At 70.0% G+C, this 24,254-nt stretch carries 23 protein-coding genes; 10 read left to right on the top strand and 13 right to left on the bottom strand.

Features of this window, described 5'->3' with window-relative positions; all coding sequences use genetic code 11:
• Positions 1–1,032, bottom strand: coding sequence for an isocitrate/isopropylmalate dehydrogenase family protein (locus ACKI2N_RS22465; protein ID WP_420992954.1), 1,032 nt, complete (start codon positions 1,030–1,032; stop codon positions 1–3).
• A gap of 485 nt (positions 1,033–1,517) precedes the next feature.
• On the opposite strand from ACKI2N_RS22465, the gene ACKI2N_RS22460 reads away from it, so the two are divergent.
• Positions 1,518–1,922 carry a DUF1484 family protein gene (locus tag ACKI2N_RS22460; RefSeq protein ID WP_420992953.1) on the top strand — a complete coding sequence of 135 codons (405 nt, stop codon included), beginning with the start codon at positions 1,518–1,520 and terminating at the stop codon, positions 1,920–1,922.
• A gap of 93 nt (positions 1,923–2,015) precedes the next feature.
• Here the strand turns inward: ACKI2N_RS22460 and ACKI2N_RS22455 are convergent, their stop codons facing one another.
• A complete protein-coding gene (locus ACKI2N_RS22455) occupies positions 2,016–2,471 on the bottom strand; it encodes a hypothetical protein (RefSeq protein ID WP_420992952.1) in 456 nt (151 codons plus the stop codon).
• Positions 2,472–2,565: 94 nt separating this feature from the next.
• The gene (locus ACKI2N_RS22450; RefSeq protein WP_420992951.1) at positions 2,566–3,009 is read right to left on the bottom strand and encodes a MarR family winged helix-turn-helix transcriptional regulator; all 444 of its coding nucleotides are present in this window, start codon (positions 3,007–3,009) and stop codon (positions 2,566–2,568) included.
• 136 nt (positions 3,010–3,145) lie between these two features.
• On the opposite strand from ACKI2N_RS22450, the gene ACKI2N_RS22445 reads away from it, so the two are divergent.
• Positions 3,146–4,681, top strand: a complete 1,536-nt coding sequence (locus tag ACKI2N_RS22445; RefSeq protein ID WP_420992950.1) for a DHA2 family efflux MFS transporter permease subunit — start codon at positions 3,146–3,148, stop codon at positions 4,679–4,681.
• A gap of 19 nt (positions 4,682–4,700) precedes the next feature.
• Here ACKI2N_RS22445 and ACKI2N_RS22440 read toward each other — a convergent pair whose 3' ends face one another.
• Complete coding sequence (locus ACKI2N_RS22440) at positions 4,701–5,375, bottom strand: alpha/beta hydrolase (RefSeq protein WP_426990935.1); 675 nt, start codon at positions 5,373–5,375, stop codon at positions 4,701–4,703.
• A 173-nt stretch (positions 5,376–5,548) separates the two neighbouring features.
• Here ACKI2N_RS22440 and ACKI2N_RS22435 point away from each other — a divergent pair, with 173 nt between their 5' ends.
• Positions 5,549–5,989, top strand: a complete 441-nt coding sequence (locus ACKI2N_RS22435) for a GFA family protein (RefSeq protein WP_420992947.1) — start codon at positions 5,549–5,551, stop codon at positions 5,987–5,989.
• Positions 5,990–6,022: 33 nt separating this feature from the next.
• On the opposite strand, the gene ACKI2N_RS22430 is transcribed toward ACKI2N_RS22435, so the two are convergent.
• The 6 genes from ACKI2N_RS22430 to ACKI2N_RS22405 form a co-directional block, all read right to left on the bottom strand.
• Complete coding sequence (locus ACKI2N_RS22430) at positions 6,023–7,420, bottom strand: Dyp-type peroxidase (protein ID WP_420992945.1); 1,398 nt, start codon at positions 7,418–7,420, stop codon at positions 6,023–6,025.
• Between the two features lie 240 nt (positions 7,421–7,660).
• Positions 7,661–9,844 carry a TonB-dependent receptor gene (locus tag ACKI2N_RS22425; RefSeq protein WP_426990934.1) on the bottom strand — a complete coding sequence of 728 codons (2,184 nt, stop codon included), beginning with the start codon at positions 9,842–9,844 and terminating at the stop codon, positions 7,661–7,663.
• 92 nt (positions 9,845–9,936) lie between these two features.
• Entirely contained in the window at positions 9,937–10,392 is a 456-nt protein-coding gene (nikR, locus tag ACKI2N_RS22420) for a nickel-responsive transcriptional regulator NikR (protein ID WP_420992943.1), read from the bottom strand.
• Positions 10,393–10,514: 122 nt separating this feature from the next.
• Positions 10,515–11,510: a DMT family transporter gene (locus tag ACKI2N_RS22415; protein ID WP_420992941.1), complete on the bottom strand. Its 996-nt coding sequence runs from the start codon at positions 11,508–11,510 to the stop codon at positions 10,515–10,517.
• Positions 11,511–11,636: 126 nt separating this feature from the next.
• A complete protein-coding gene (locus ACKI2N_RS22410) occupies positions 11,637–12,161 on the bottom strand; it encodes a hypothetical protein (protein ID WP_420992940.1) in 525 nt (174 codons plus the stop codon).
• A 169-nt stretch (positions 12,162–12,330) separates the two neighbouring features.
• Positions 12,331–13,959 carry a methyl-accepting chemotaxis protein gene (locus tag ACKI2N_RS22405; RefSeq protein WP_420992939.1) on the bottom strand — a complete coding sequence of 543 codons (1,629 nt, stop codon included), beginning with the start codon at positions 13,957–13,959 and terminating at the stop codon, positions 12,331–12,333.
• A 446-nt stretch (positions 13,960–14,405) separates the two neighbouring features.
• Between ACKI2N_RS22405 and ACKI2N_RS22400 the strand changes: the two genes are divergently transcribed.
• The 3 genes from ACKI2N_RS22400 to ACKI2N_RS22390 all read left to right on the top strand — a co-directional run bounded on the left by ACKI2N_RS22400 (position 14,406) and on the right by ACKI2N_RS22390 (position 17,399).
• A complete protein-coding gene (locus tag ACKI2N_RS22400) occupies positions 14,406–15,800 on the top strand; it encodes an MFS transporter (RefSeq protein ID WP_420992938.1) in 1,395 nt (464 codons plus the stop codon).
• Positions 15,801–15,897: 97 nt separating this feature from the next.
• The gene (locus ACKI2N_RS22395) at positions 15,898–17,163 is read left to right on the top strand and encodes a PepSY-associated TM helix domain-containing protein (protein ID WP_420992937.1); all 1,266 of its coding nucleotides are present in this window, start codon (positions 15,898–15,900) and stop codon (positions 17,161–17,163) included.
• Positions 17,160–17,399 carry a hypothetical protein gene (locus tag ACKI2N_RS22390; RefSeq protein ID WP_420992936.1) on the top strand — a complete coding sequence of 80 codons (240 nt, stop codon included), beginning with the start codon at positions 17,160–17,162 and terminating at the stop codon, positions 17,397–17,399. The genes ACKI2N_RS22395 and ACKI2N_RS22390 overlap by 4 nt, the downstream gene beginning before the upstream one ends.
• A 116-nt stretch (positions 17,400–17,515) precedes the next feature.
• Here ACKI2N_RS22390 and ACKI2N_RS22385 read toward each other — a convergent pair whose 3' ends face one another.
• From ACKI2N_RS22385 to ACKI2N_RS22375, 3 genes are all read right to left on the bottom strand, one after another.
• Complete coding sequence (locus tag ACKI2N_RS22385; RefSeq protein ID WP_420992935.1) at positions 17,516–18,493, bottom strand: Bug family tripartite tricarboxylate transporter substrate binding protein; 978 nt, start codon at positions 18,491–18,493, stop codon at positions 17,516–17,518.
• A gap of 81 nt (positions 18,494–18,574) precedes the next feature.
• Positions 18,575–19,387 carry an SDR family NAD(P)-dependent oxidoreductase gene (locus ACKI2N_RS22380; protein WP_420992934.1) on the bottom strand — a complete coding sequence of 271 codons (813 nt, stop codon included), beginning with the start codon at positions 19,385–19,387 and terminating at the stop codon, positions 18,575–18,577.
• A gap of 121 nt (positions 19,388–19,508) precedes the next feature.
• Positions 19,509–20,411, bottom strand: a complete 903-nt coding sequence (locus ACKI2N_RS22375) for an IclR family transcriptional regulator (protein ID WP_420992933.1) — start codon at positions 20,409–20,411, stop codon at positions 19,509–19,511.
• 455 nt (positions 20,412–20,866) lie between these two features.
• On the opposite strand from ACKI2N_RS22375, the gene ACKI2N_RS22370 reads away from it, so the two are divergent.
• Genes ACKI2N_RS22370 through ACKI2N_RS22355 form a run of 4 tightly spaced genes read left to right on the top strand, consistent with a single transcriptional unit; the run spans position 20,867 to position 24,235 of the window.
• Positions 20,867–21,727, top strand: coding sequence for a branched-chain amino acid ABC transporter permease (locus ACKI2N_RS22370; protein ID WP_420992932.1), 861 nt, complete (start codon positions 20,867–20,869; stop codon positions 21,725–21,727).
• Between the two features lie 19 nt (positions 21,728–21,746).
• On the top strand, positions 21,747–22,784 hold the full coding sequence (locus ACKI2N_RS22365) for a branched-chain amino acid ABC transporter permease (protein WP_420992931.1): 1,038 nt from the start codon (positions 21,747–21,749) through the stop codon (positions 22,782–22,784).
• Positions 22,777–23,541 carry an ABC transporter ATP-binding protein gene (locus ACKI2N_RS22360; protein WP_420992930.1) on the top strand — a complete coding sequence of 255 codons (765 nt, stop codon included), beginning with the start codon at positions 22,777–22,779 and terminating at the stop codon, positions 23,539–23,541. The genes ACKI2N_RS22365 and ACKI2N_RS22360 overlap by 8 nt, the downstream gene beginning before the upstream one ends.
• A complete protein-coding gene (locus ACKI2N_RS22355) occupies positions 23,528–24,235 on the top strand; it encodes an ABC transporter ATP-binding protein (protein ID WP_420992928.1) in 708 nt (235 codons plus the stop codon). The genes ACKI2N_RS22360 and ACKI2N_RS22355 overlap by 14 nt, the downstream gene beginning before the upstream one ends.
• The last annotated feature ends 19 nt before the right edge of the window (positions 24,236–24,254 follow it).

The raw sequence follows: 24,254 nt of genomic DNA, 5'->3' as shown, positions 1-24,254 counted from the left end.
TTAGCCGAGCCGCTTCACCACCGCGTCGGTGAACTGCATGGTGGAGGCCGAGCCCTTGAGGTCGCCGGTGCGCACCTGGTCCTGGTTGAGCGCCGCGTCGATGGCGCCGCGCAGGCGCGCGGCCAGGTCTTGCCGGCCCACGTGCTCGAGCATCAGGCCGGCGGCCAGCATCAGCGAGATCGGGTTGGCGATGCCCTTGCCGGCGATGTCCGGCGCCGAGCCGTGCACGGCCTCGAAGATGGCGGCGCTCTCGCCGATGTTGGCCCCGGGCGCCATGCCGAGCCCGCCCACCAGCCCGGCGATCTGGTCGGACAGGATGTCGCCGAACAGGTTGGTACAGAGCAGCATGTCGAACTGCCACGGATTGAGCACGAGCTGCATGGCGCAGGCGTCGACGATGCGGTCGTCCATCTCCACGCGGCCCGCATAGTCCTGCGCCACCTCGCGCGCGGCGTCGAGGAAGATCCCGGTCAGCGCCTTGAGGATGTTGGCCTTGTGCACCACGGTGATCTTCTTGCGGCCGTTCTTCACCGCGTACTCGAAAGCAAAGCGCGCGATGCGCCGGCAGGCGTCGCGCGTGTTGGTGCCGGTGGACACCGCCACTGCGTGCGGGTCGTCGCCCACCGCGATGTAGTAATCGTGCGCCACGTAGAAGCCGCCCACGTTCTCGCGCACCAGCACCAGGTCGATGTCCTCGAAGCGTCCCGGCACCAGCGTGCGCGCGGGGCGCACGTTGGCATAGAGGTTGAACGCCTCGCGCAGGCGCACGTTGACCGAACGGAAGCCCCCGCCCACCGGCGTGGTAAGCGGTCCCTTGAGCGCCAGGCCGGTGCGGCGGATGCTCTCCAGCGTCGCCTCCGGCAGCGGGTCGCCACCCTGCGCGATACCCGCCATGCCGGCCTGCCGCACGTCCCACGAAAACGGCGCACCGAGCGCGTCCAGCAGCTTGACGGTGGCCTCCACGACTTCGGGGCCGATGCCGTCGCCCGGGATCAGGGTGGCGGGGATCTGTTTGGGTGTTTCGGTGACCATTTGGGCGTCCTGTGGTTGAAATCCGGTTTACAAGGATAGTTGATCGGACGCGCGCCAGCGCGCGGGACATGGACGCGCCGTCACGCCAGCCCCGGCGCGGGACGAAACATAAGGTTCACAAAAGCCATGTCCGCGTCGGCTTGACACCCCTATCCCGATCGTCAAGAATGACCGGGTCCGGTTGCCTGCGCGCCAGGCGCACCGCCCTCGGCGCACCGCCGCGGGCATGACAGGCGGGCACGGCGAATGCCGCAGGCATCGCAGGCATCGCCGGCACCGCAGATACCGCAGATACCTCGGACACACCGCAAACATCGACAGTCTGGCCGACAGGCAACAGACGCAGGCTACGGCCAACGTGCAACGCGCACGGCAATACGCATGGCGCCGGGGAAGCAGCGCAGAAACGCCAGGCGATCTTTTCGGGCCCGCTTCCCTTGCATGGGAACAAGCGCAAGCGGGTCGCCACTTCCAGAGAGGCACCCTTGCGCCAGAACGCCCGCAACAATACCAAGCCCGCCGCTGGCGGCGCTTCCTCCGCCGGCCCCGCCGCCAGTCCTGCCGCCACCGTGCCGTTGCCGTCCGGGCCCGTCATCGGCCAGCACGCCGAGCTGGTCACCGAACTGATCGACCTGGCGATTGCCGCCCGGCCCGATCCCCGCGTCCCCGAGCTTGCCGCCCTCATCGAGGTGCTGGGCCAGGAGATCGGCCTGCGCGTGACCAGCGGCTGCGCAGAGCTCGAGAACGTCAGCGCCGGGCTGGACAGCGTGCTGACGCTGGCGGAGATGCAAAGCGAGAGATCGGAGGATGCCTACGGCATGTACTGCCTGCTGAAGCTGCTCAAGCAGCAGCTCGACAAGGCAGCGGGACAGCTCAGGCAGGTGCTCTGAGCCGGGCGCCGCGCAACGCCGCCACGCACGCATGTCGACGCCTGGGCTGCTGCCCGGGACCGAATGTGGAGGGCCGGCGAGGGTCTTTGCGTTTCAGGCGGTGGTGTTCACCATCGAGCCCGAGGCGCCGCCGGTTTCGGCCAGCAATGCCTGGGTCAGCGCGTTCATGGCCGTCTGCAGCGATGCCGAGATGCTGGCGACCTGCGACTGGACCGCGCCCACGGCGGCCGCCTTGGCCTGGTCGTCCATCTTGCTGGCTTCGACGGACTTGAGCTGGCGCTGTGCTTCGGCCAGTTGCTTCTGCAGCTCGGCGATCTGCTTCTTCAACTGCTTGACGGTGTCGGACTCGGTGCTGCTGCTGTCGCTGCCGTCGTCGGCGCTGCTGGCAGGCACGGCGCCCGACAGCGCCGGGCCGGCGATGCTGCCACCCGCGGCTGCGGCGCCGGCGGAGGCGGCCTGGCTGTCCTGGTCCTTGGCAGAGGCGGCGTTGACGGGGGTGCTCGATCCGGGCAGCGTCACCTGCGGGCTGATTGCGCTGATGCTCGACATGTCGGGTTTTCCGTTACGTTTGGGATAACCACATCATCGGCACGATCCCGCAGAACTTTAGGGCGGAAAAACGCGCCTGCCCGCGCCCTCCCGCTCACCGGTCGACGATAGTCCCGAGGTTGGTCCGCACGCGCTGCAACAGGCCAATCAACTGGTCGCGCTCCTGCGCGCTCAGGCCCGCCAGCGCTTCCGCGGCCACCTCGTCGCCGACGCGGCGCGCCTTGTCCAGCGCCATCTCCGCCTTGCCCGTCATGCGCACCACGCGCTCGCGGCGGTCGCCCGGGTTAGGCTGCCGCTCGATCCAGCCGCCCTCCTCCATGCGGTCCAGCAGGCGGCCGGCGGAAATCGGCGCCACCTCCAGCAGGTCGGCCAGGCGGGCCTGGTTGACTTCGCCGTAGTGGCCCAGGTAGGCCAGCACGCGGCATTGCGCGCGGGTCAGGTCGAGCGAGGACTTTGCCAGGTCGTCGAAGCGCTTGCCGCACAGGCGGCCGACATCCGAGACCAGGAAGCCAAAGCGCTTTTCGAGTTTCGTTTCCATGGCGCGATTGTACAAAGATCCCGGCCGCGTCCGCCGCCGGCCGCCCGCACCTTGCCGGCCGGCTGGCGGTTGCCACGCGCGCGCGCCGCGGCCGTATAATAAGCATGCTTATCATCCTGCCAGGCCGTCCCCCAACATGTCCTCCCTAGCGGTGCCTGCGCGCGTCGAGACGCCGCTCAACCGGCCCATGATCACCATCGCGATCATGGCCGCCACCCTGATCCAGACGCTCGACAGCACCATCGCCAATGTTGCGCTGCCGCATATGCAAGGGGCCCTGTCCGCCTCGCAGGACGAGATCACCTGGGTGCTCACCTCCTATATCGTCGCCGCCGCGATCGCCACGCCGCTGACCGGCTGGCTGTCCGACCAGCTCAGCGTCAAGCGGCTGCTGGCCGTCTCCATCGCCGGCTTCACGGTGGCATCGGCCTTGTGCGGCCTGTCGGAGACGCTCACGCAGATCGTCGCCTCGCGGCTGCTGCAGGGTATCTTCGGCGCCTCGCTGGTGCCGCTGTCGCAGTCGATCCTGCTGGACATCAACCCGCGCGAGAAGCAGGGGCAGGCCATGGCGGTATGGGGCATGGGCGTGATGGTGGGGCCGATCCTGGGCCCCACGCTGGGCGGCTGGCTGACCGACAGCTACAACTGGCGCTGGGTGTTCTTCATCAACGTGCCGATCGGCGCCTTCGCGCTGTTCGGCGTGCTGTCGTTCCTGCCGAGCCGGGCGCCGCAGCGCAGCGTGAAGTTCGATGCGTTCGGCTTCGTCACGCTGGGCCTGGCCATCGGCGCGCTGCAGGCCATGCTGGACCGCGGCGAGCAGCTCGACTGGTTCGGCTCGCTGGAGATCCGCATCGAGGCCATCCTGGCGGGGCTGGCCTTCCTGTATTTCATCGCGCACACCGCCACGGCCGGCCCCGGCTCCTTCTTCCGCTACCAGTTGCTCAAGGACCGCAACTTCACCACGGGCGCCTGCTTCATCTTCGTGATCGGCGCGGTGATGTACGCCACGCGCGCGCTGCTGCCGCCGATGCTGCAGAACCTGATGGGCTACCCGGTCGCCACCACCGGGCTGGTGACGGCCCCGAGCGGCGCCGGCACCATGCTGGCCATGCTGCTGGCCGGACGCCTGCTCAAGCGCATCGACGCGCGCCTGCTGCTGCTCAGCGGCTTCCTGATCTCGGCCTTCGCGCTATGGCAGATGATGCAGTACACCATCGTGCTGTCGGTGTCGGACATCGTGTGGCCCGGCATCGTCCAGGGCTTCGGGCTGGGGCTGGTGTTCGTGCCGCTGAGCGCGCTGACCTTCTCCACGCTGGCGCCCGGGTTGCGCGCGGACGGCACCGCCACCTACAGCCTGATGCGCAATATCGGCAGCAGCATCGGCATCTCGGTGATCCAGACCCTGATGACGCGCAACACGCAGGTCGCGCATGCAGACCTGGCCGCCAACGTGAGCATCTTCAACCCGGCCATGCAGTCGATGCTGGCCGGCGGCTCGCGCTACGACCTCGCCGTGCTCAACCAGTCGATCAACCAGCAGGCGGCGATGATCGCCTACCTCAATGACTTCAAGGTGATGTTCGTGGCCACGCTGCTGGTGGTGCCGCTGATCCTGCTGATCCGCCCCAGCCACCACGCCGACGAGGCGGTCGCGCACGCGGCCATGGACTGAGGCAGCCCGCTCGGCCAGATCAGCCCGCGCCGGCCGCGCGCGCCTGCCGGTCGAGGTAGTCCGCCACCGCGCGCTGGAACACCGGCAGCTTGCCGGTGAAGAAATGGTTGGCGCCCGGCACCACCACCACCGGCAGCTCCTGCGGGCGCGCCCAGTCGAACACCGCCTGCAGCGGCACGTTGGCATCTTGCTCGCCATGGATGACGAAGGCGTCGGCGGGCACCGCGGGCGTGTCGTAGCTGCGCCCGCCCGGGGCCGGCCCGGCCGGCATGCCGGCCAGCACCAGGCTCGCCAGCTGGCCGCCGGCGGCCAGCAGCCGCTGCGCCACGCGGGTCTGCACATAGGCGCCGAACGAGAAGCCGGCCAGCGCCAGCGGCAGGCCCGGATGCGCCTGCATGAGCTGCCGGGCCACGGCCTCGGTGTCGTCGGTCTCGCCCTCGCCGACGTCGTGCTGGCCCTGCGTGCCGCCCACCCCGCGGAAATTGGGGCGCACCGCGAGCCAGCCGCGCGCCTCGAACAGCTTCGCCAGCGCCACCGGGATCTTGTGGGTGGCGCTGCCGCCGAGCAGCGGGTGCGGATGGGCGATCACCGCGACGCCCCGGGGGGCGCCCTGCGGCGTGTCCGCCAGGGCCTCGATGCGGCCGGCGGCGCCCTCGAACCAGAGCGTGTTGGCGGATGCGGAAAGCGATGACATAAGGGGCGAAGGGCGGGGAAACGGGAAACGACGCCGCAACGGCGCGCGAACCGGCATTGTAATGCGAGGCGCCGTGGCTGGCGCGGACCGCCAGGCCACGGCGGGCGCCGGCGAGCAGCCTCGCGCGGCGGCAAGTAGAATGCACCTCGCCATACCAAGACAGGAGACAGCCCATGCCGATTCCCGCCACGCTGGCATGCCTTTGCGGCCAGGTCCAGTTGCGCATCGCCGGCGAGCCGGTGGCGAAAGCCAATTGCCATTGCCAGGCTTGCCGCGATTTCTACGCAACCCCGGTATTCGCGGCCACGGCCTGGGAGCCCGCGCAGGTAACGGTCGAACGCGGCGCCGAACACGTGGCCACCTATCATCACGCCACCCGCGCGCAGCAGCGCCAGTTCTGCCGCCATTGCGGCGAGACCTTGTTCGGCATCAACCGGCTGGGCATGTCGGTGGTGTCCAACAGCCTGTTCGCGCGCGCCGCCGGCGGCATGCTGCCCGAGGCCCTGCAGCCGGCCATGCACCTGTTCTACCGCCACCGCGTGGTGGACGTGGCCGATGCGCTGCCCAAGTACCTGGACGACTGGGACGGCCCCCTCCACAAGGCCGGCTTCTGAAGCACCGGCGCAAGCGCCCGCGGCGCGCGCCGCCTACGCGCCCAGCCCGCGCAGGAACGACAGGCTCGGCGCGAAGAAATACTCGCCGCCCTTCATCGTGACGTGCCCGGAGAAATCCAGCGGCGCGCTCAGCGTCTTGCCGTAGACCGCCGGCCAGCGCTGCTTGCCGCCGCCGGCCGGCTGCCCGATGACGGGATCGATGCCGGTGTCGCTGGCCGGGAAGCCGGCGTTGTTGACCCACTTGACCTGCGTGAATTCGAACTGCCTGGCGATGTCGCTCTGGTAAGCCATGAACAGCAGTCCCACGCCGCCGGACGGCTTGTTGTCGGTGCGGCCGTCGTTGGGGCCATCGCTGCGGGTGCCATAGGGAATGCCGCGCCGCGCCATCAGGTGGCTCTTCGCGTTGGCGATGCCGTCGCGCGGGTTGCTCTTGCGGATATGCCCGGCGAACGGGCATTTCAGGCCATCGGGATCGCCCGCGTAGTCGAAGTTGTTGGACACGCCGGGCGCGGCGAACGGCAACTCGCTGGCCGACGCCACCACGGGCGTGCCGTTCTCGAAGCGGCCCACCACGCTGGCCCCGGCCCGCTCGCCGATGCCGCCGAGCGCGTCGGCCAGCGCCTCCTCCCGTTCCTTGAAGGCCTTGACGTCCTGCTCCAGCTTGCGGAACACGAAATAGCTGCCGCAGCTCACCGCGAGCTTGCCGCCCGGGTCCTTGACCAGCACCTGGCTGAGCGGGATGGCGGGGTTCCACTTGTCGATGCCGTCCGTGTTCTGCTCCTCGTTGTCGACGTCTTCCTGCAGCGGCAGCGGCTGGCTGCGGCCATCGACGTAACCGAAATGCTCGATGCCCTGCCGGTCGCCGTTGAACAGCGCGTTGCCCGTCTCCTCGCCGGCGATGCGCACCGCGCCCAGCGTGGCGGCCACGAGCTGGCGGAACTGCGCCGCGTCGCGGTCGCGCTGCGCGGCGGTGCTGCTGGCGATCAGCATCATGGCGTGCACGTCGCCGGCAAACGCCCCGCCCCAGGCCGACGGCGCCGGGTCGCCGAGCTGCCGCGCCTTCATGCCCGCGAGGAAGGCGGCATCGCCGGGCCTGGCGTCGGCGCGGCCCAGCGCGTCGTAGCCCCTGGCAGTGAGCAACAGCGAAACGAACGTGCCCGCGTCCAGCCCCGAGGCCTTGAACACCAGCGCGCCGGTGAGCTGGTCCAGCGCCGAGCCGATCTGCACGGCGAGCGAGGACAGGAAGTGCCGGCTCGCGGCCTGCCTGCCCGGGTCGAACACCAGGAAAAGATTGGCCGTGCTGTGCCGGCCGTGGCCCTTGAGGATGTTCCCCTGCAGGTCGCTGAGCATGGCAAGCTCCGCGGCCGCGCCTGGCGTGGCGGCGGCGAGGCTTTTCTTCCATGACAAGGTCTGGCTGAGATCGAGGTCCATATTTCCTCCTTGCTGGAGATTGGACGTGACCGGTTCCCCCGGATGCGGCCGCTTGCCGTGCAAGGCGCGGCTGGCGCGGCTCAATCACTCTAGGCACTCGGCGGGGTGGTGCAATTAGATCGATTGCATGGGAGTGATGCGGCGTTTCTACTTCGTAAGGATGATGAAACGCGGAGCGGCGCCGGCCTCGCGCAGCCGCGCGCAACAAGCGCCAAAATCGCGAAAGATCCCAGAAACCCGTCAAAAATTCCAGGTCGCGCCAACGCGCACGGTGCGCGGCTCGGCGGGATGGATATGGTGGTCGCCGATGCCCGCGGGCGCGCCGCCGGCGTCGGGCGGCGCGGTCTCGCCCTTGAGCAGCGAGGCGTAGTAGTAATCGATATCGTTGGCGCGCTTGCCCAGCACGTTCAGCACTTCGGCGAAGACCCGCACGTTCTTCAGCACGCGGTAGCCGAGCTTGAGGTTGACCAGGAACGACGACGCCGAGCGCACGCTGTCGTCCTCCACCAGCGGACGCGGGCCGAAGTAGCGCATGCGCGCGCCGAAGGACCAGCGCCCGCGCTCGGCCGACACGCCCATCGACGCGGTGGCCTGGATCGACTCGGGGATGTAGTCGCCCACGCTGTCGTGGTCGCGGTAGCGCGCGCGGGAAAAGGCCGCGTCCGCGTCGACGATGATGCCCGCGGCGGGCACGTAGTACGCCGCCAGCTCGATGCCGGTGCGGCGGCTCGGGCGGCTCGGCTCGGTGGTGCCGCTGTCGCCCGAGAACACCAGCTCGGAGCCGATGTCGAGCCGCCACAGCGAGGCCGACAACTGCAGGCCGGGCAACACGTCGGCGCTGCGCACGCCGAGCTCGTAGCCGGTGGCGGGCACCAGCACGCTGACCTTCTGCGCGGGCGCGCCGGAGGCCGGGTCCACCGTGGTGGTGGCGCCGCGCACGTCGTTGCTGTGATAGCCCCGGCCCCAGTTGAGGAACACGTCGGTGCGCGCGCCCGGCGACAGCGCCAGGCTCAGCTTGGGGCTGAGGATATGGTCGCCGCCGTGGCCGGAGTTGGCCGGATTGTCGCTGGCCACGCCGTACCAGAACTGGTCCGCACGCAGGCCCGCGACCGTGCGCAGCCAGGGCAGCCACTGCACCGAGTTGCGCGCATAGAGCGCGGCGCTGGTTTCGTTGACGCGGTCGCTGCGCACCTGCTGGTAGACCTGCCGCGCCTCGGTGTCGTAGAGCGCGATGGGGTCGAGCCGGTCGTAGCGCAGCTGCGTGCCGATCTCGGTTTCCGCGTCGCTCCCGGCCAGCTTGCCGAACCACACGCGCGCGGCATTGGCGCCGGTGGTCACGCGGTTCTCGAACTGCTCGAACTGGTCGCCGCGCCCGGGGTTGTCGAGCGCATAGGTGAAGTTGGAAAACAGTTGCAGGCGGCTCTTGATCACGTAGGCACTGGCCTTGGCCAGCCCGTCCTGCAGCGGCCGCAGCCAGTCCGCCGACAGGCTGTAGCGCGACGACGCGCCGCCGTCGCTGGGATCGATATAGCCGAAGCGCGAGATCAGGCCCTGGTCGATGGCGCGCTGCGGCACCTGGTCGGTCGACTGCCAGCTGTTCTTGTAGGCCATCGCCGTCACGCCCAGGCGTTCGCCGCCGCCCAGCGGCAGACTGTAGCGCAGCACGCCGTTGAGCTTGCGCACGCCCTCGGGCAGCACCCACGGTCCGTTCTCGCCCATCCATTCCAGCCCGTACAGCAGCGTGCCCGGGCCCGCCTGGAGCGAGTCCGCCAGCAGTCCGCGGCGATAGCCGTGCTGGCCGATCTCGCCCTGCGCGATGCCCTGCGGCAGGCTCGACACGTAGTCCATGCGCACCGCGCCGGCGGCGGAAAAATCGCCTTCCCCGGCATAGTAGGTGCCCTTCTCGTAGGCAATGCCGCCGACCAGTTCGGGGATGACGAAATTGAGGTCCGTGTAGCCCTGCCCATGCGCATGGGTGCGCATGTTGACCGGCATGCCGGCCACGGTGGTGGCGAGGTCGGTGCCGTGGTCGAGGTTGAAGCCGCGCAGGAAGTACTGGTTGGCCTTGCCGTCGCCGCTGTGCTGCGTGACGATCAGGCCCGGCACGGTTTCGAGCAACTCGCCGGGGCGCAGCAGCGGCCGGGTCTCGAGCTGCTCGCGCGTGACATAGCCTTCGCTGGCGCTGTCGCCCGCCAGGGCTTCGGCCAGCGCGCCATGGACCGTCACCGCCTGCAACTGGGCCTCGGGCGGGGCCTGCTGCAGGCCGCCCGCGCCGGCGCCGCCATGCAGTCCCGCGCCGCAGCTTGCCGCCGCCCACAGCGCCAGCCGCAGCGGGCGGCGGCGCCAGCCGCGCGGCAGGCCGGGAATGGCGGGCGCGCCCGCCAGCTCAGGGAAGCGCGCCAGGCGCCCGAGGTAGTCCCGCATCGTTATTTTTTTGCAATATGAAAATGTATGAAGTTTTTAGCAAACTTCATACCAGCGGACGTGCGCCGTCGCGGTGCGGGCGCGCGCCGTCGTCAGTCGTGCGCGTGGGGATGCGGATGCGGGTGGGAGTGCGCCTGGAAGTCGTCGGCCTCGGCCATGACCACGTTCAGCGTTGCCTGGCGCACGCCACGCTCGCTGCCAATGGCGTCGGCCAGGTGCCGGACGGCGCGGGCCGGGCCTTTCAGTATCACCGTCTCGATGCAATTGTCGCTGTCGAGGTGCGCGTGCATGGTCGACACCGTCAGGCCGTGATGCGCATGCTGGATGCGCGTAAGCCGCTCGGCCAGGTCGCGCTCGTGGTGGTTGTAGACGTAGGACAGGTTGGCCACGCAGGGGCCGTCGGCATCGCAGGCTTCGCGCCAGCGGTCCAGGTGGCTGCGCAGGATGTCGCGCACCGCCTCGGAGCGGTTATCGTAGCCGCGCTCGGCGATCAGCCGGTCGAATTCGGCGGCAAGCTGGCTGTCCAGCGAAATGGTGAAGCGTTCCATGGTGGGGGCAAGAAGGCCGGACGGAGTGCGCGCCCGGCACCGGCCCGGTGCATGCTCATGCAGGCTGCGGGCGCGGCTGGCGGCGCGCCACACAATATACCCCCTGTGCGGGCCCGCCGCCGCTATGCCCCGCCGGCGCGGCGCCGCGCCGGCAGCGTCATGGCGGCCACGCCCGTCACCACGCAGGCCAGCCCCAGCCATGCCGGGGCCGCCAGCGATTCGCCCAGGAACACCATGCCGATGGCCACGCCGACCGGCACGCGCAGGTAGGCCTGCGCCGTGGTTCCCACCGGCCCGAGCGTGCGCACCAGCCGGAAGTAGATGACGAAGGCCAGCGCGGTGGAGAACACCGAGAGCGCCAGCAAGGCCGCGAGCGATGCCGGCGAAGGATGCAGCGTCCAGGGACGGTCGAGCGCCAGGCTGGCGGGCACCAGCAACGCCGCGCCGACGACCAGCGACCCCGCGGCCGGCGCGATCGCCGGCAGGTCGCGGAAGCCACGGCCGTAGATCGCCGCGCCCGCGTAGCAGACCGTGGCCGCCACGATGGCCAGTTGCGGCACCAGCTGCCGCCCGAGCCCGTCCAGCGCGCTGGCGCCGACGATCAGGCAGATGCCGGCCAGCCCGGCGGCCACGCCGAGCAGCTTGCGCGCGGTGATGCGCTCGTGCCGCGTGACGAGCCACGTGCCCAGCACCGCGATGACCGGCGAGGAGGAGTTCAGGATGGTGGCCAGCCCGGCCGGCACCGACTGCTCGGCCCAGGCGATCAGCGTGAAGGGCACCACGCTGTTGAGCATGGCCTGCACCGCGAAGCGCCGCCACACCGCCGCGCCGCGCGGCAGCGGCACGCCCGTGGCCGCCATCCACGCGACCAGCAGCGCGCCGGCGATCAGCGTCCTGGCCGCGATCAGCGTCACGGGCGCAATGGTGGCGACGCCGATGCGGATGAAGGTATAGGACGCGCCCCACAGCGTGGACAGCGCCAGCAGGAGCAGCAGTTGCCCCGCGCGGCCGTGCGGGCCCTGGGCGGGATCGGCAATCGCGTCCGCAGGAGTGGTGGCAGAGATGGTGGCAGAAGCGGCCGCAGAGGGGGTCGCACGGGCGGTCGGCAAGGCTGGCATGGGTGTCTTCGCGCAAGAGGTTGCCTCCATTGTGGAAGCGCGGCGCGGGGAAACGTTTCAGCGCGTGCCGAAGCATGGATTGCACGCGGCCGGATGGCGCGCCGGGCCCGGCGGCCCGGCGCATGCCTACTTCGAGCGGCTGCTGTCGCCGCCGAGCGGATCGAGCGTGATCTGCACCTGGCGCAGCACGCCCTGGTCGTCGAAGTAGCAGTTGAACAGCGACGACAGCATGCCGTCCTGGCGGTAGCGGTAGGACCAGACCTCGCGCCGCATCAGCGGGAAGTACTGCACCGGCTCGCGCGGCTTGCCGAAGTGCTCTTCCACGTCGCGCTTGGTCCAGACGTCGACCCGCGCCTGGTAGATTTCCGCGTTGGTCAGCATCTGGCGGAAACCGGTCAGCTTGCCGGCGGCGTCGAAATCGGCCGCGTAGGCCTGGTAGCCGAGCGGCTGCCGGGAGTAGATCCAGCGGGTCGTGCCGCCGGCCAGATGGTAGACGTCGGTGGGGGTGCCGAAGGTGGCCTTGACCGCATCCTCGGGCGCGCCGAGCATCTTTTGTGCCGTTTCAACCGGCTGCAGCACCGCGCAGGCCGGCAGCACCGCGACGGCCGCGCACAGCAGCCAGCCGCCGAGATATCGTGAGGTAGTCTTCATGGTTACGCGTCAGGTCCGGGCCGGCGTGGCGGGCGCGCTGCCCGGCCACGGCACGGTGGCGCGGCGGCCCGGGGCGCCACGCCTGCCTGCAATATAGAGCATCGGCCGGCATGGCGGCCGGGACATTGCGGCCGGGCCGGGCCGGGCGCCTCCCGCTCCGCGCCCGCGCTCAGGCCGCGGCGGCCGCGTAGCCGCGCGCGCCCGCATCCCGGGCCGGTGCCGGACGCCGCCCGCCGCCCGCGCCGGGCAGGCGGAAGAACGCGACCGCCTCGTCGAGGTCGCGGCCCTGCTCCTGCAGCGCGCGCGACGCGCTGGCGGCCTGCTCGACCATGGCGGCGTTCTGCTGCGTGACCTCGTCCATCTGCGAGATGGCCACGTTCACCTGCTCGATGCCGCGGCTCTGTTCCTGCGCGGCGGTGGCGATCTCGTCCACGATGCCGCTCACGCGCGCCACGGCCCTGGTCACCGACGACATGGTCTCGCCCGCTTCGCCCGCCAGCGTGGAGCCGTTCTGGATCTGCTGCATCGAGCCCGCGATCAGTTCCTTGATCTCCTTGGCCGCGCTCGACGAGCGCTGCGCCAGCCCGCGCACTTCGCTGGCCACCACGGCGAAGCCGCGGCCCTGCTCGCCGGCACGCGCGGCTTCCACCGCGGCGTTGAGCGCCAGGATGTTGGTCTGGAAGGCAATGCCTTCGATGATGCCGGTAATGTCCGCGATCTTGGCGGAGCTGGCGCTGATGTCCTGCATGGTATCGACCACGCGGCCCACCGCCGTGCTGCCGCGCTGGGCGATGTCGGCGGCCTCACGGGCCAGCTCGTTGGCCTGGCGCGCATTCTCGCTGCTCTGCCGCACCGTGGTGGTGAGCTCCTCCATGCTGGCGGCGGTCTCTTCGAGCGAGGCGGCCTGCTCTTCGGTACGCCGGCTCAGGTCGGCGTTACCGGCGGCGATCTCGGCCGAAGCGCCGGCGATGCTGCCACTGCCCTCGCGCACGCGCGCCACGATCGCGGTGAGGCGCTCGTTCATGTCGCGCAGCGACATCAGCAGGCGCCCGGTCTCGTCGCGCGAGGTCACTTCGATATGGCTGCCGAGGTCGCCGCGCGCCACCGTCTGCGCCACTTCCACGGCCATCCGCAGCGGCCCGGTGATCGCGCGCGTGATCAGCAGCCCGCCCACCGCGGCCAGCACCACGGCGGCAATCGACATGACGATCAGCAGCCTGCGCTGCGCCACGTATTCCTCTTCGAGCCGGCGCACGGTCTCGGCCTGGCGCGCCTTGGTGAACTCGGTGTAGGCGTCGCTGGCCTTGACCAGCGCCGCCAGCAGGGGCCGGCATTCGTCGTTCATCTTGAGGATGGCCTCGTCGCGCTTGCCGGCCAGCGCCAGGTTGACGATGGCCGTGGCCACCGGACCGTAGCGCGACTCGACGCGGTCGATCTCGCCCACCAGTCCGCGCGCGGTGTCGCTCGCGTCGCTGGCCTGCGCCATCTCCTTGAGCCGCGCCATGCGCGACTGCACGTCGTCGTGCGCGCGCAGCGCCGCGGCTTTTTCCAGGGCCACGTCCTCGGGCCTGGCCACCAGCACCAGGTTGCGCGCGGCGATGGCGCGCTGGTCGACGGCGGTGCGCACCTGCGCGGCCATCTCGGCGCGGGCGTTGATGCCGCGCAGGTAAAGCGTGAAGCCTTCGGTGGTCTGGTAGAGCGCGCTCAGCGAGAGCGCGGAAATGGCCAGCGCGATGAGCGCAAGCAGGCTGAAGCTCATCAAGAGCTTGCTCTTGATGCTCAAGTTGACGAATTTCAAGTCGATCCCCTCTGTCCCTGTCAGGACATTGACGCTGCGAACTGGTCCGCGGGCTTTAGCTTTGCCCACCCGCGGGAAATGGTCTGATGCCAGATACGAACCGTTTGCGCTGCCATCCCGTTCCCAGCTTGACCTCGTGTTTTTTTGTGATGAATAAGGCGAAACGACCGCGCCGCATTCACCGTGAGGTTCGCTGTATTTTTCTTGCTACGAACAGGCTAACGGCAGCAAGCCGCGCAAATCACTCCCTACCGGAGAGGGGGCCGCTTTTCCCGCGGACGGCCATGCCGCACCGCCGCACAAGCGCGTCGCGCCGGGAGAGAAAACAACAGCCGGCAGGGCCAGCCGCAAACCCGGCATTTGCAGGCGCCGCCATGGAAGACGATAATTGCGCGGCCGCGCAAGCCGCGCGGCGCTGTCCTCGCCGCCTCTCTCCCCTCGCTTCCATGCAGCCACACCAAGGCCTACCCCGTCCCCAACGCACCTGGGCCATCCTCACCGTGTTCTGCGGCCTCATCATGGCCGTGCTCGACGGCTCGATCGCCAACATCGCGCTGCCGTCGATCTCGCGCAAGCTCGCCTCCGATCCGTCCAGCACCATCTGGGTGGTCAACGCCTACCAGCTCACCGTCACGGTGTGCCTGCTGCCGCTGTCCTCGCTGGGCGACATCCTCGGCTACAAGCGCGTGTACCGCGCGGGGCTGGCGATCTTCCTGCTCGGCTCGCTGCTGTGCGCGCTTTCGCCCAACCTGCCGATGCTGGTGGCCGCGCGCGTGCTGCAGGGCATCGGCGGCGCCGGCATCATGAGCGTGAACACGGCGCTGGTGCGCTTTATCTATCCGCCCACCAAGCTCGGGCGCGGCATCGGGCTCAATGCGCTGGTGGTGGGCATCACCATTGCCGTGGGCCCGTCGGTGGGCGCGCTGATCCTGTCCGTGGCGAGCTGGCAATGGCTGTTCGCCATCAACGTGCCGGTCGCGGTATTCGCCCTGCTGCTGGCGCGCAGCGCGCTGCCGGCCACGCCGCCGCAGCCGCACGGCTTCGACTACCGCAGCGCGCTGCTGTCGGCGGTGGTGTTCGCGCTGTTCATCCTCAGCGTGGACGGCGCCGGGCACGCCAGCCTGCGCCCGGCGGCGGCCGCGGGGCTGGCCGCGGCGGCGCTGCTGGGCTGGTGGCTGGTGCGCATGCAGCGCGGCAAGCCCGCGCCGCTGGTGCCGGTGGACCTGTTCCGCAGCCGCGCCTTCACGCTGGCGGTGGGCACCTCGTTCTGCTCCTTCATGGCCCAGATGCTGTCCTTCGTGGCGCTGCCGTTCTACCTCGAATACCAGCTCGGCCGCTCGCTGCACGAGACCGGCCTGCTGATCACGCCGTGGCCGCTGATGGTGGCGGTCATGGCGCCGCTGTCGGGCCGCCTGTCGGACCGCTATCCGGCCAGCATCCTGGCCGGCATCGGGCTGGCGCTGCTCGGCAGCGGGCTGGTCGGCCTGGCCATGCTCGGCCCGGACGCGTCGAGCTTCGCCATCGGCTGGCGCATGGCCATGTGCGGGCTGGGCTTCGGGCTGTTCCAGTCGCCCAACAACCGCGCCATGATCGGCGCCACGCCGCCGGCGCGCAGCGGCGGCGCCAGCGGCGCGCAGGCCACCACGCGGCTGCTCGGGCAGACCACCGGCACGGCCATCGTCGCGCTGCTGTTCAGCATCGACCAGTCGGGCGCGGCCCGGCTGGCCCTGTTCGTGGCGGCCACCGTGGCCACCGTGGGCGCGGTGGTGAGCTTCAGCCGGCTGCGCAGCAGCAGCGACACGGGCTCGCAGGCGCGGGGCGCGGCCGAGGCGGATATCTGAGCGCAGGGCGGCCTTTGCAGCGTGCGCGGCGCCGCGAAGGCATTGCTTCGCAGCGCTGCCGCGCTAAACTGTCGGCCTGTTCCGTTTCCCGCCCGCCATGTCGCATCCTTCCCATCTTCGCCAGTGGTATCAGGTACACAAGTGGACGAGCCTGATCTGCACGCTGTTCCTGCTGCTGATCTGCCTGACCGGGCTGCCGCTGGTGTTTTCCGAGGAAATCGACACCCTGCTCGACGGACCCACGCACTACGCGCAGCTTCCCGCCGACACGCCCCCCGCCAGCCTGGACGGCCTGGTGGCCGAGGCGCGCCGGCGCCATCCGCAGGAGACGGTCACCTCCGTCTTCATCGACGACGACGAGCCGCAGGTCATGGTGTGGATGGCGCCGAGCTGGCAGGCCTTCACCGCCGACACGCGCTCCAGCCACGCGGTGCGCTTCGACGCGCGCACGGGCCAGATGCTGGAAGACGGCAAGCCGTCGACCGAGCGCGGCCTGCGCTTCACCGACTGGATGCTGCGCCTGCATACCGACCTGTTCGCCGGCCTCGCCGGAGAGCTGTTCCTCGGCCTGATGGCCGCGCTGTTCGTGGCGGCCACCGTGTCCGGCATCGTGCTGTACGGCCCGTTCATGAAGAAGCTGGACTTCGGCACCGTGCGCACCGGCCGCGCCAGCCGCCTCAAATGGCTCGACCTGCATAACCTGCTGGGCATCGTCACGCTGGCCTGGACCCTGGTGGTGGGCGCCACCGGCGTGATCAACGAACTGTCCACGCCGCTGTTCGCGCTCTGGCAGCGCACCGACGTGGCGGCCATGCTGGCGCCGTGGCAGGGGCAGCCCCGCCCCGGCCCCGGCGAGCTGGCGCCGGTGCAGGCGGCGGTGTCGCGCGCCGGCGCGGCGGTGCCGGGCAAGGCGGTCGTCAGCGTGGTCTTCCCCGGCAGCCCCTTCGGCTCGCCGTTCCACTACGTGATCTGGACCAAGGGCGACAGTGCGCTGACCAGCCGCCTGTTCACGCCGGTGCTGGTCGACGCCCGCAGCGGCGCGCTGAGCGGCGTCGCCGAGATGCCGTGGTACCTGCGCGCGCTGGAGGTCTGCCGCCCGCTGCACTTCGGCGACTACGGCGGCACGCCGATGAAGGTGCTGTGGGTGCTGCTGGACCTGATCACGCTGATCGTGCTGGGCAGCGGCCTCTACCTCTGGTTCGCGCGGCGCCATGCCAACGCGGCGCGGCTCGAACGCCTGGTGGCCGCGCACGCAGCCGCCGGCGCGGCGCCGGCCGAGGCCGGGGCACAGCCCGCGCGGCGCGCGCCGATGGCGGCAGCCCCGGCGATGCCGCGCGGGCCGGGCGCAGAGGGCAAGCCATGACCACCTCCGCCGCCAAAGCCGCGGTCTCGCGCAACGACAAAAGCCGCCGCGGCGGCGCCTGGGCGATCTGGCGGATCCCCGTGGCGCTCGCGCTGCTGACGATGGCCGGCCTGCTGGTGGCGCTGCTGGCGCCGGCCGGCGTGCGCTGGATAAGCTGGATCGCGCTGGCGATACCGGTGCTGGTCGCGCTGGCCTGCGCGCGGCCCGCCTGGCGCCGCAAGGGCCGCCAAGCGTAGGCGGCGACGGCCCCCCGCTCCGCACCTCCGGCAAAGCAAGAGCAGGGAACCGATCGAAGACCGGAGCGCTTGGGCGCCAGCGCACGCGCAAGCGCCCGGCGAGGTATGCCGCCCGCCTACTCCGCCTTCGCCCCCGACTCCTTCACCACCTTCGCCCACTTCGCGATCTCGCTGTGCTGGTAGGCCGCCAGCTTCTCGGGCGTGCCGAGCACCGGGTCGAGGCCCAGCGTCTTGAGCTTGGCCTGCACGTCGGGCAGGGTGTAGATGCGGTTGAGTTCGGCGTTGAGCCTGGCGATCACGTCCTTGGGCGTGTTGGCCGGCGCGAAGATGGCAAACCACGAATCGGCCTCGAAGCCCGGCAGGCCCTGCTCGGCCAGCGTGGGAATCTCCGGCGCCGACGGCGAGCGCCTGGCGCTGGTGACGCCGAGCGCGCGCAGCTTGCCTTCCTTGACCACCGGCAGCGCCGACGGCAGGTTGTCGAACATCATCGTGATATGGCCGCCGAGCAGGTCGGGGATGGCCATCGCGCGGCCCTTGTAGGGCACGTGCGTGATCTTCACGCCCGCCATCGAGTTGAACAGCTCGCCCGCCACGTGCAGCGAAGTGCCGACGCCCGGCGTGCCGAACGTCAGCCCGCCCGGCTTGGCCTTGGCCAGCGCGATCAGCTCCTGCACGTTCCTGGCCGGCACCGCGGGGTTGACCACCAGCACGTTCGGCGTGGACGCGACCAGGATCACCGGCGTGAAGTCCTTGACCATGTCGTACGGCATGCGCGCGTAGAGCGCGCCGTTGATCGAGTGCGTGCCCACCGTGCCCATGGCCAGCGTGTAGCCGTCGGGCGCGGCGTGGGCCACGGCTTCGGCGCCGATATTGCCGCCGGCGCCGGGCTTGTTGTCCACCACCACCGGCTGGCCCAGGGAAATCTTCTCGGAAAAGATGCGCGCCAGGATGTCCGGCGCGCCGCCGCTGGGAAAGCCGACCACGAGGCGGATCGGCTTGGAGGGATAGCTGTCCGCCCGCGCCGCGGGCGCGGCCAGCATGGACAAGGCGGTGCAGGCGGCCAGCATGGCCGCCGCGAGAGGTTTGCTGCGCATGGTTGTCTCCAGGTGTTTTTTGCTTTTTTTGCTTTTCGATGATGCCGATGCTGCGGGGTGCCGCGCGGCGCGCGGCCGTGTTCACACCACGGCGCCGCCGAACTCCGCCATCACTTTATCGTGCAGGCGGCGCATTCCCTTGAGCCAGCGGTCGTAATCCTGGCCCTTGCGCTGGTAATACTCAAGCACTTCGGGGTGCGGCAGGATCAGGAAGCGCTCGTCCTTCACGCCTTCGAGCGTGACCTGCGCCACGTGCTCCGGCGTGACCGAGCCGGCCTGCAGGAAGCCCTTGCGCGAGCCGTCCTCGCCGAACAGCATGTTGGTCTGCACGCCCTGCGGGCAGATGCAGCTTACCTTGATGCCGCGGTCGCCGTAAGTGATCGACAGCCACTCGGCAAAGCCGATCGCCGCGTGCTTGGTCACCGCGTACGGCGCCGAGCCGATCTGCGACAGCAGCCCGGCGGCCGACACGGTGTTGACGAAGTAGCCCTCGCCGCGCGCCAGCATCTGCGGCAGCACCGCGCGCGCGGCGTGGATGTGGGCCATCACGTTGATCTCCCAGATGCGCTGCCATTCCTGCGCGCTGGCGTCGAGGCCCTTGCGCAGGATGATGCCGGCGTTGGAGCAGAACACGTCGACCTGGCCGAAGCGCTCGGTGGCGGCATCGGCCAGCGCCTGCACCGCGGCGGCGTCGGCCACGTCGGTGCGCTGCGCGAAGACCTGGCACGCGGGGCTGGCCTGCGCCATTTCCGCGGCCACCTTGCGCGCGCCGGCTTCGTCGAGATCGGCCACGGCCACGCCGCGCGCGCCGCCGGCCGCCAAGGCCAGCGCCAGCGCGCGCCCGATGCCGGTGGCGGCACCCGTCACGATCACGGTCTTGTTGCGAATCTCCATCGTTGTCTCCTTTGTTTTCTTTGTCTGCAATGCCTGCTGGATGTATGGCCCCTCGGGTGCATGCCCCGCGGAGCCGCGTCGACGCGTTATGCGTTGGCGATGTGCGCGTGGATGATGCTCGTTATCCGTGTCCTTGCCAAAGGCGCCCTTGCAGCGCATCGGCCAGTTCGCGGATGCGCGGGCCGAGATTGCCATCCAGTATCTCCGGCGTGAGCCGCGTGGCGGCGCCGCCGATGTTGATGGCCAGCACTTCCGCGCCGCCCTCCAGCACCACCGGCGCGGCCACGCCGCTCACGGTGCGGTCCCACTCCGCGTGCGCGAGGCAGAAGCCGCGCCGGCCGTAGTCGCGCAGCGCGCGCTCGAGCTTGGCGCGGATGGGCGGCCAGCGCGTGCCGTAGAAATGCTCGAGGTCCGCGATCACCGTGGCGCGCCGCGGCGCTTCGAGCCCGGCCAGCCACGCGCGGCCGATGGCCGAAGTGGCGGTCGGCAGGCGCGAGCCCGGCGCCAGCCGCATCACCAGCGCGCCGCGCGGCTGGCAGACCTCCAGGTAGACCATCTCGTGGCGGTCGGCGGTGGCCAGCGCCACCGTGCAGTCGGTGGCGAACGCGAGCGACTGCATCAGCGGCCGCGCGATCTCGCGGATGCGCGAGCCGGCGAGGTAGCGCTGCCCGAGCACCATCGCGCCCTGGCCGAGACGGTACTTCTCGAGCGACTCGGAATAGATCAGGTAGCCCAGGCTGGTGAGCGTGTAGGTCAGGCGCGAGACGGTGGGCCGCGGAATGCCGGCGCGCCGCGCGAGCTCGGCATTGCCTAGGTAGTCATCGTGCGGGCCGAAGGCGCGCAGCAGGTCCAGCCCGCGCGCCAGCGCGGTGACGAAGTTGCGGTCGTCGCGCGCCGCGTCGGCGGGCGAGCCGGAGACCGCCACCGGCGGCGCATCGGCAACATGGGCGGCGCGGCTGGCATCGGCAGCCGCGGCGGGCGGCGCGCCGGCGGGCGACAGCGGAATCGACGAGGTGCGCTTCATGGATGGCGGCAACGCTTGGCAACGGGCTGCGGGAGGACGCATTCCGCACCGCGCCGGCAGGCCGCGGACGCGGGCCGCGCCGGCTATTTCGCTGTGCGGAAGACTATTCCGTATTCCTTGACTGTGCCTCAGGCCGTATGCAACAGTCAATGAAAACGAACGATCGTGCTGGAACGTGCATATGCGTGAAAACGCAGAGCGCGCTCACCGGCCGCGACGACACCGGCGACGAAGATCCGCCTTCGCCAGCCAATCCGCATTGCGCATGCATTGCACAGGAGACAGAACATGCACCGTACGACCCCGCAAGCCGCACCACCGCCCGGCTGATCCCGTCCTCGCTCGATGAGCGGCCCGCCCCCGCGCGGCGCCGCGCGTGCCACGTCGTCCGCGCCGCGGATTGCGTGCCTTCGTCCGTGATCCGCGGTTCGCGATCCGCAAAGAGGTAAGCCGAGATGTTGTTTCTCCAACAAGTCCTGAACGGCCTCACGCTGGGCGGCGTGTACAGCCTGGTGGCGCTGGGCCTGACGCTGGTCTACGGCATCCTGCACGTGCCGAATTTCGCGCACGGCGCGTTCTACATGGCCGGCGCCTACGTCTCGTACTACATGATGACGGCGCTCGGCATGAACTACTGGCTGGCGATGGGCGTCGCGGCGCTTGCCGTGGCGGCGCTGTCGATGCTGGCCGACCGCCTGGTGTTCCATCCGCTGCGCAACGCGCCCGAGCTGCACGACATGATCGCCGCCATCGGCATCATGCTCTTCCTCGAAGCCGGCGCGCAGGCGCTGTGGGGCGCGGACTTCAACCGCATGCCCACGCCCTACGGCCAGATGGTGGAACTGTTCGGCCTGACCGCGCCGGCGCAGCGCCTGCTGATCATCGGCGCGGCCTTCGGCCTGATGGTGCTGCTGCACCTGTTCCTCACGCGCACCGTGACCGGCTCGACCATCGTGGCGATGGCGCAGAACCGCGAAGGCGCCGCGCTGGTCGGCATCGACGCCACGCGCGTCACGCTGCTGGTGTTCGCCATCTCGGGCGCGCTGGCGGCCATCGCCGCCACGCTCTACGCGCCGATCAACCTGGTCTACCCGAGCATGGGCAACCTGGTCATCACCAAGGCCTTCGTCATCATCATCCTCGGCGGCATGGGCAGCATTCCCGGCGCCATCGTGGGCGGGCTGATCATCGGCATGGCGGAGAGCTTCGGCGGCTTCTACGTGTCCACCGACTACAAGGACATCATCGCCTTCGTGCTGCTGGTGGTCATCCTGTCGGTCCGCCCGCAGGGCCTGTTTGCCGGCAAGGCCGCCTGAGAACGCACTGGAGCACCGCATGACGAAAGCATTGCAAGGAAAGACCGGCTGGGCCCTGCTGCTGGCGCTGGCCATCGCGTTCCCGCTCATCACGCCCAACAGCTACTACCTGACGGTGATGACGCTGGCCTTCATCTACGCCATCGCCACGCTGGGGCTGAACCTGATCACCGGCTACACCGGCCAGCTCAACCTCGCGCACGGCGGCTTCATGGCGATCGGCGCCTACACGCTGGGCATCCTCACGGTGGACCACCAGGTGCCGTTCTGGGTGGCCTTCGTGCTGTCCGGCGCGATGTGCATGGCGGTGGGCTACTTCGTGGGCGTGGTGTCGCTGCGCCTCAAGGGGCATTACTTCTCGATCTTCACGCTGTGCATCGGCTACATCATCTATCTGCTGATCGAGAAATGGGAAAGCCTCACGCACGGCACGGTGGGCCTGATCGGCATCCCGGTGCCGGCCGCGGTGGGGCCGCTGGCGTTCGACAACGTGCAGGCGCAGTACTACCTGGTGCTGTTCTTCCTGGCGGCCGGCACCTTCCTCATGCACCGCATCGTCACCTCGCTGCTGGGCCGCAGCTTCATGGCCGTGCGCAACAGCGACGCGCTGGCCGAGGCGCTGGGCATCGACCTGATGCGCACCAAGGTGCTGTCCTTCGTGCTGTCGGTGGGCTATGCCGGTTTCGCCGGCGCACTGTACGCGGGCCAGGTACGCTTCCTCGGGCCCGATATCGCCCGCACCGACCTGACCTTCGACATGGTGATGGCGATGCTGGTGGGCGGCACCGGCACGCTGCTCGGGCCGCTGCTGGGCGCGGTGCTGGTGCCGTGGGTCACGCAGACGCTGCAGTTCCTGCAGGACTACCGCATGCTGGTGTTCGGGCCGGTGCTGGTGCTGCTCATCATCTTCGTGCCGGACGGCATCGTCGGTTCGTGGCTCAAGCGCCAGGCGCGCCGCGCCGCCGCCGCGCGCCGTGGCGGCAAGGGCCGCGCGCCGGCCGGTGCGCAGGCCGACGCCAACGCAACCGCAGCCAACGCAGAGGCCGACCATGCTTGAGATCCGCAACCTGACCAGGAAATTCGGCGGCCTGACCGCCGTGAACGATGTCTCGGTCACCTTCGAGGCCGGTCACATCAACGCCATCATCGGCCCCAACGGCGCCGGCAAGACCACCTTCTTCAACCTGATCGCGGGCACCCATGCGCCCACTTCCGGCCAGATCCTGCTCAAGGGCCAGGACGTGGCCGGCCTGCGCGCCGACCAGATCGCGCGCCTGGGCGTGGCGCGCACGTTCCAGGCCACCCACCTGTTCGACCGCGCCACGGTGCTCGACAACCTGATCGTGGGCCACCGCCTGCGCACGCACTCGGGCCTGGCCGACGTGCTGTTCAACACGCGGCGGCTGCGCGAGGAAGAGCGCCTGTGCCGCGCCAAGGCCGAGGAAGCGCTGGAGTTCGTCGGCCTCGCCCACCTCGCCCATGAAGTGGCGGCCGACATCACGCAGGAGGAGCGCAAGCGCGTGGCCTTCGCGCTGGCGCTGGCCACCGGGGCCGAACTGCTGCTGCTCGACGAGCCGGCCGGCGGCGTGAACCCCGAGGAAACCGCGGGCCTGGCCGAGCTGATCCGCAAGATGGTCCGCCACGGCAAGACGGTCTGCCTGATCGAGCACAAGATGGACATGATCATGCGGCTGGCCGACAAGATCATGGTGCTCAACTACGGCGAGAAGATCGCCGAGGGCACGCCGGCGCAGGTCCAGCAGGACCCGCACGTCATCGAAGCCTACCTGGGAGCCGACCATGTTGCAGCTTGAACGCGTATCGCTGTCCTACGGCAGCTTCCGCGCGCTGGACAACATCACGCTGCATGCCGGCGCCGGCGAGCTGGTGGTGCTGCTGGGCGCCAACGGCGCCGGCAAGAGCTCGATCTTCCTGGCCATGAGCGGCATCCACCGCATCGGCGGCGGCACCATGCGCTTCGACGGCCGCGAGCTGGCCGGCATGAAGCCCTCGCAGATCGTGCAGGCCGGGCTGGTGCACTGCCCCGAAGGGCGCAAGCTGTTCCCGGCCATGAGCGTGCAGAAGAACCTGACGCTGGGCGCCTACGTGCACCGGCGCGATGCGGCCGGCATCAGGCGCTCGCTCGAGGAAGTGTTCGAGATGTTCCCGATCCTGCGGCAGAAGAAGGACGACCCCGCCGGCTCGCTCTCCGGCGGCCAGCAGCAGATGGTGGCGCTGGGCCGCGCGCTGATGGGCCGCCCGCGCGCGCTGCTGCTCGACGAGCCGTCGCTGGGGCTGGCGCCGCTGGTGGTCAAGCAGATGTTCGAGGTGATCCAGCGCATCAACCGGGCCGGCACCACGGTGCTGCTGGCCGAGCAGAACGCCTACGCGGCGCTGGGCATCGCGCACCGCGCCTACGTGATCGAAAGCGGCCGCATCGTGATGGAAGGCGACCGCGACACGCTGCTCCGGGACGAGGGGGTGAGGCGGGCGTATATCGGGGGCTGACGCCGCCGCGTGTTGCATA

It is taken from the genome of Cupriavidus sp. 30B13 (assembly GCF_049059565.2).
Lineage (GTDB): Bacteria > Pseudomonadota > Gammaproteobacteria > Burkholderiales > Burkholderiaceae > Cupriavidus.
This window is presented reverse-complemented; position numbering and strand designations above follow the sequence as displayed.

Bases quoted from the DNA above. Each gene is read 5' to 3' on its own strand.
- ACKI2N_RS22415 (WP_420992941.1), bottom strand. From the start codon at position 11,510: ATGCCAGCCTTGCCGACCGCCCGTGCGACCCCCTCTGCGGCCGCTTCT.
- ACKI2N_RS22355 (WP_420992928.1), top strand. From the start codon at position 23,528: ATGTTGCAGCTTGAACGCGTATCGCTGTCCTACGGCAGCTTCCGCGCG.
- ACKI2N_RS22450 (WP_420992951.1), bottom strand. From the start codon at position 3,009: ATGGAAACGAAACTCGAAAAGCGCTTTGGCTTCCTGGTCTCGGATGTC.
- ACKI2N_RS22370 (WP_420992932.1), top strand. From the start codon at position 20,867: ATGTTGTTTCTCCAACAAGTCCTGAACGGCCTCACGCTGGGCGGCGTG.
- ACKI2N_RS22440 (WP_426990935.1), bottom strand. From the start codon at position 5,375: ATGTCATCGCTTTCCGCATCCGCCAACACGCTCTGGTTCGAGGGCGCC.
- ACKI2N_RS22375 (WP_420992933.1), bottom strand. From the start codon at position 20,411: ATGAAGCGCACCTCGTCGATTCCGCTGTCGCCCGCCGGCGCGCCGCCC.
- ACKI2N_RS22410 (WP_420992940.1), bottom strand. From the start codon at position 12,161: ATGAAGACTACCTCACGATATCTCGGCGGCTGGCTGCTGTGCGCGGCC.
- ACKI2N_RS22380 (WP_420992934.1), bottom strand. From the start codon at position 19,387: ATGGAGATTCGCAACAAGACCGTGATCGTGACGGGTGCCGCCACCGGC.
- ACKI2N_RS22445 (WP_420992950.1), top strand. From the start codon at position 3,146: ATGTCCTCCCTAGCGGTGCCTGCGCGCGTCGAGACGCCGCTCAACCGG.
- nikR (WP_420992943.1), bottom strand. From the start codon at position 10,392: ATGGAACGCTTCACCATTTCGCTGGACAGCCAGCTTGCCGCCGAATTC.
- ACKI2N_RS22365 (WP_420992931.1), top strand. From the start codon at position 21,747: ATGACGAAAGCATTGCAAGGAAAGACCGGCTGGGCCCTGCTGCTGGCG.
- ACKI2N_RS22430 (WP_420992945.1), bottom strand. From the start codon at position 7,420: ATGGACCTCGATCTCAGCCAGACCTTGTCATGGAAGAAAAGCCTCGCC.
- ACKI2N_RS22390 (WP_420992936.1), top strand. From the start codon at position 17,160: ATGACCACCTCCGCCGCCAAAGCCGCGGTCTCGCGCAACGACAAAAGC.
- ACKI2N_RS22395 (WP_420992937.1), top strand. From the start codon at position 15,898: ATGTCGCATCCTTCCCATCTTCGCCAGTGGTATCAGGTACACAAGTGG.
- ACKI2N_RS22360 (WP_420992930.1), top strand. From the start codon at position 22,777: ATGCTTGAGATCCGCAACCTGACCAGGAAATTCGGCGGCCTGACCGCC.
- ACKI2N_RS22455 (WP_420992952.1), bottom strand. From the start codon at position 2,471: ATGTCGAGCATCAGCGCAATCAGCCCGCAGGTGACGCTGCCCGGATCG.
- ACKI2N_RS22465 (WP_420992954.1), bottom strand. From the start codon at position 1,032: ATGGTCACCGAAACACCCAAACAGATCCCCGCCACCCTGATCCCGGGC.
- ACKI2N_RS22385 (WP_420992935.1), bottom strand. From the start codon at position 18,493: ATGCGCAGCAAACCTCTCGCGGCGGCCATGCTGGCCGCCTGCACCGCC.
- ACKI2N_RS22425 (WP_426990934.1), bottom strand. From the start codon at position 9,844: ATGCGGGACTACCTCGGGCGCCTGGCGCGCTTCCCTGAGCTGGCGGGC.
- ACKI2N_RS22435 (WP_420992947.1), top strand. From the start codon at position 5,549: ATGCCGATTCCCGCCACGCTGGCATGCCTTTGCGGCCAGGTCCAGTTG.
- ACKI2N_RS22400 (WP_420992938.1), top strand. From the start codon at position 14,406: ATGCAGCCACACCAAGGCCTACCCCGTCCCCAACGCACCTGGGCCATC.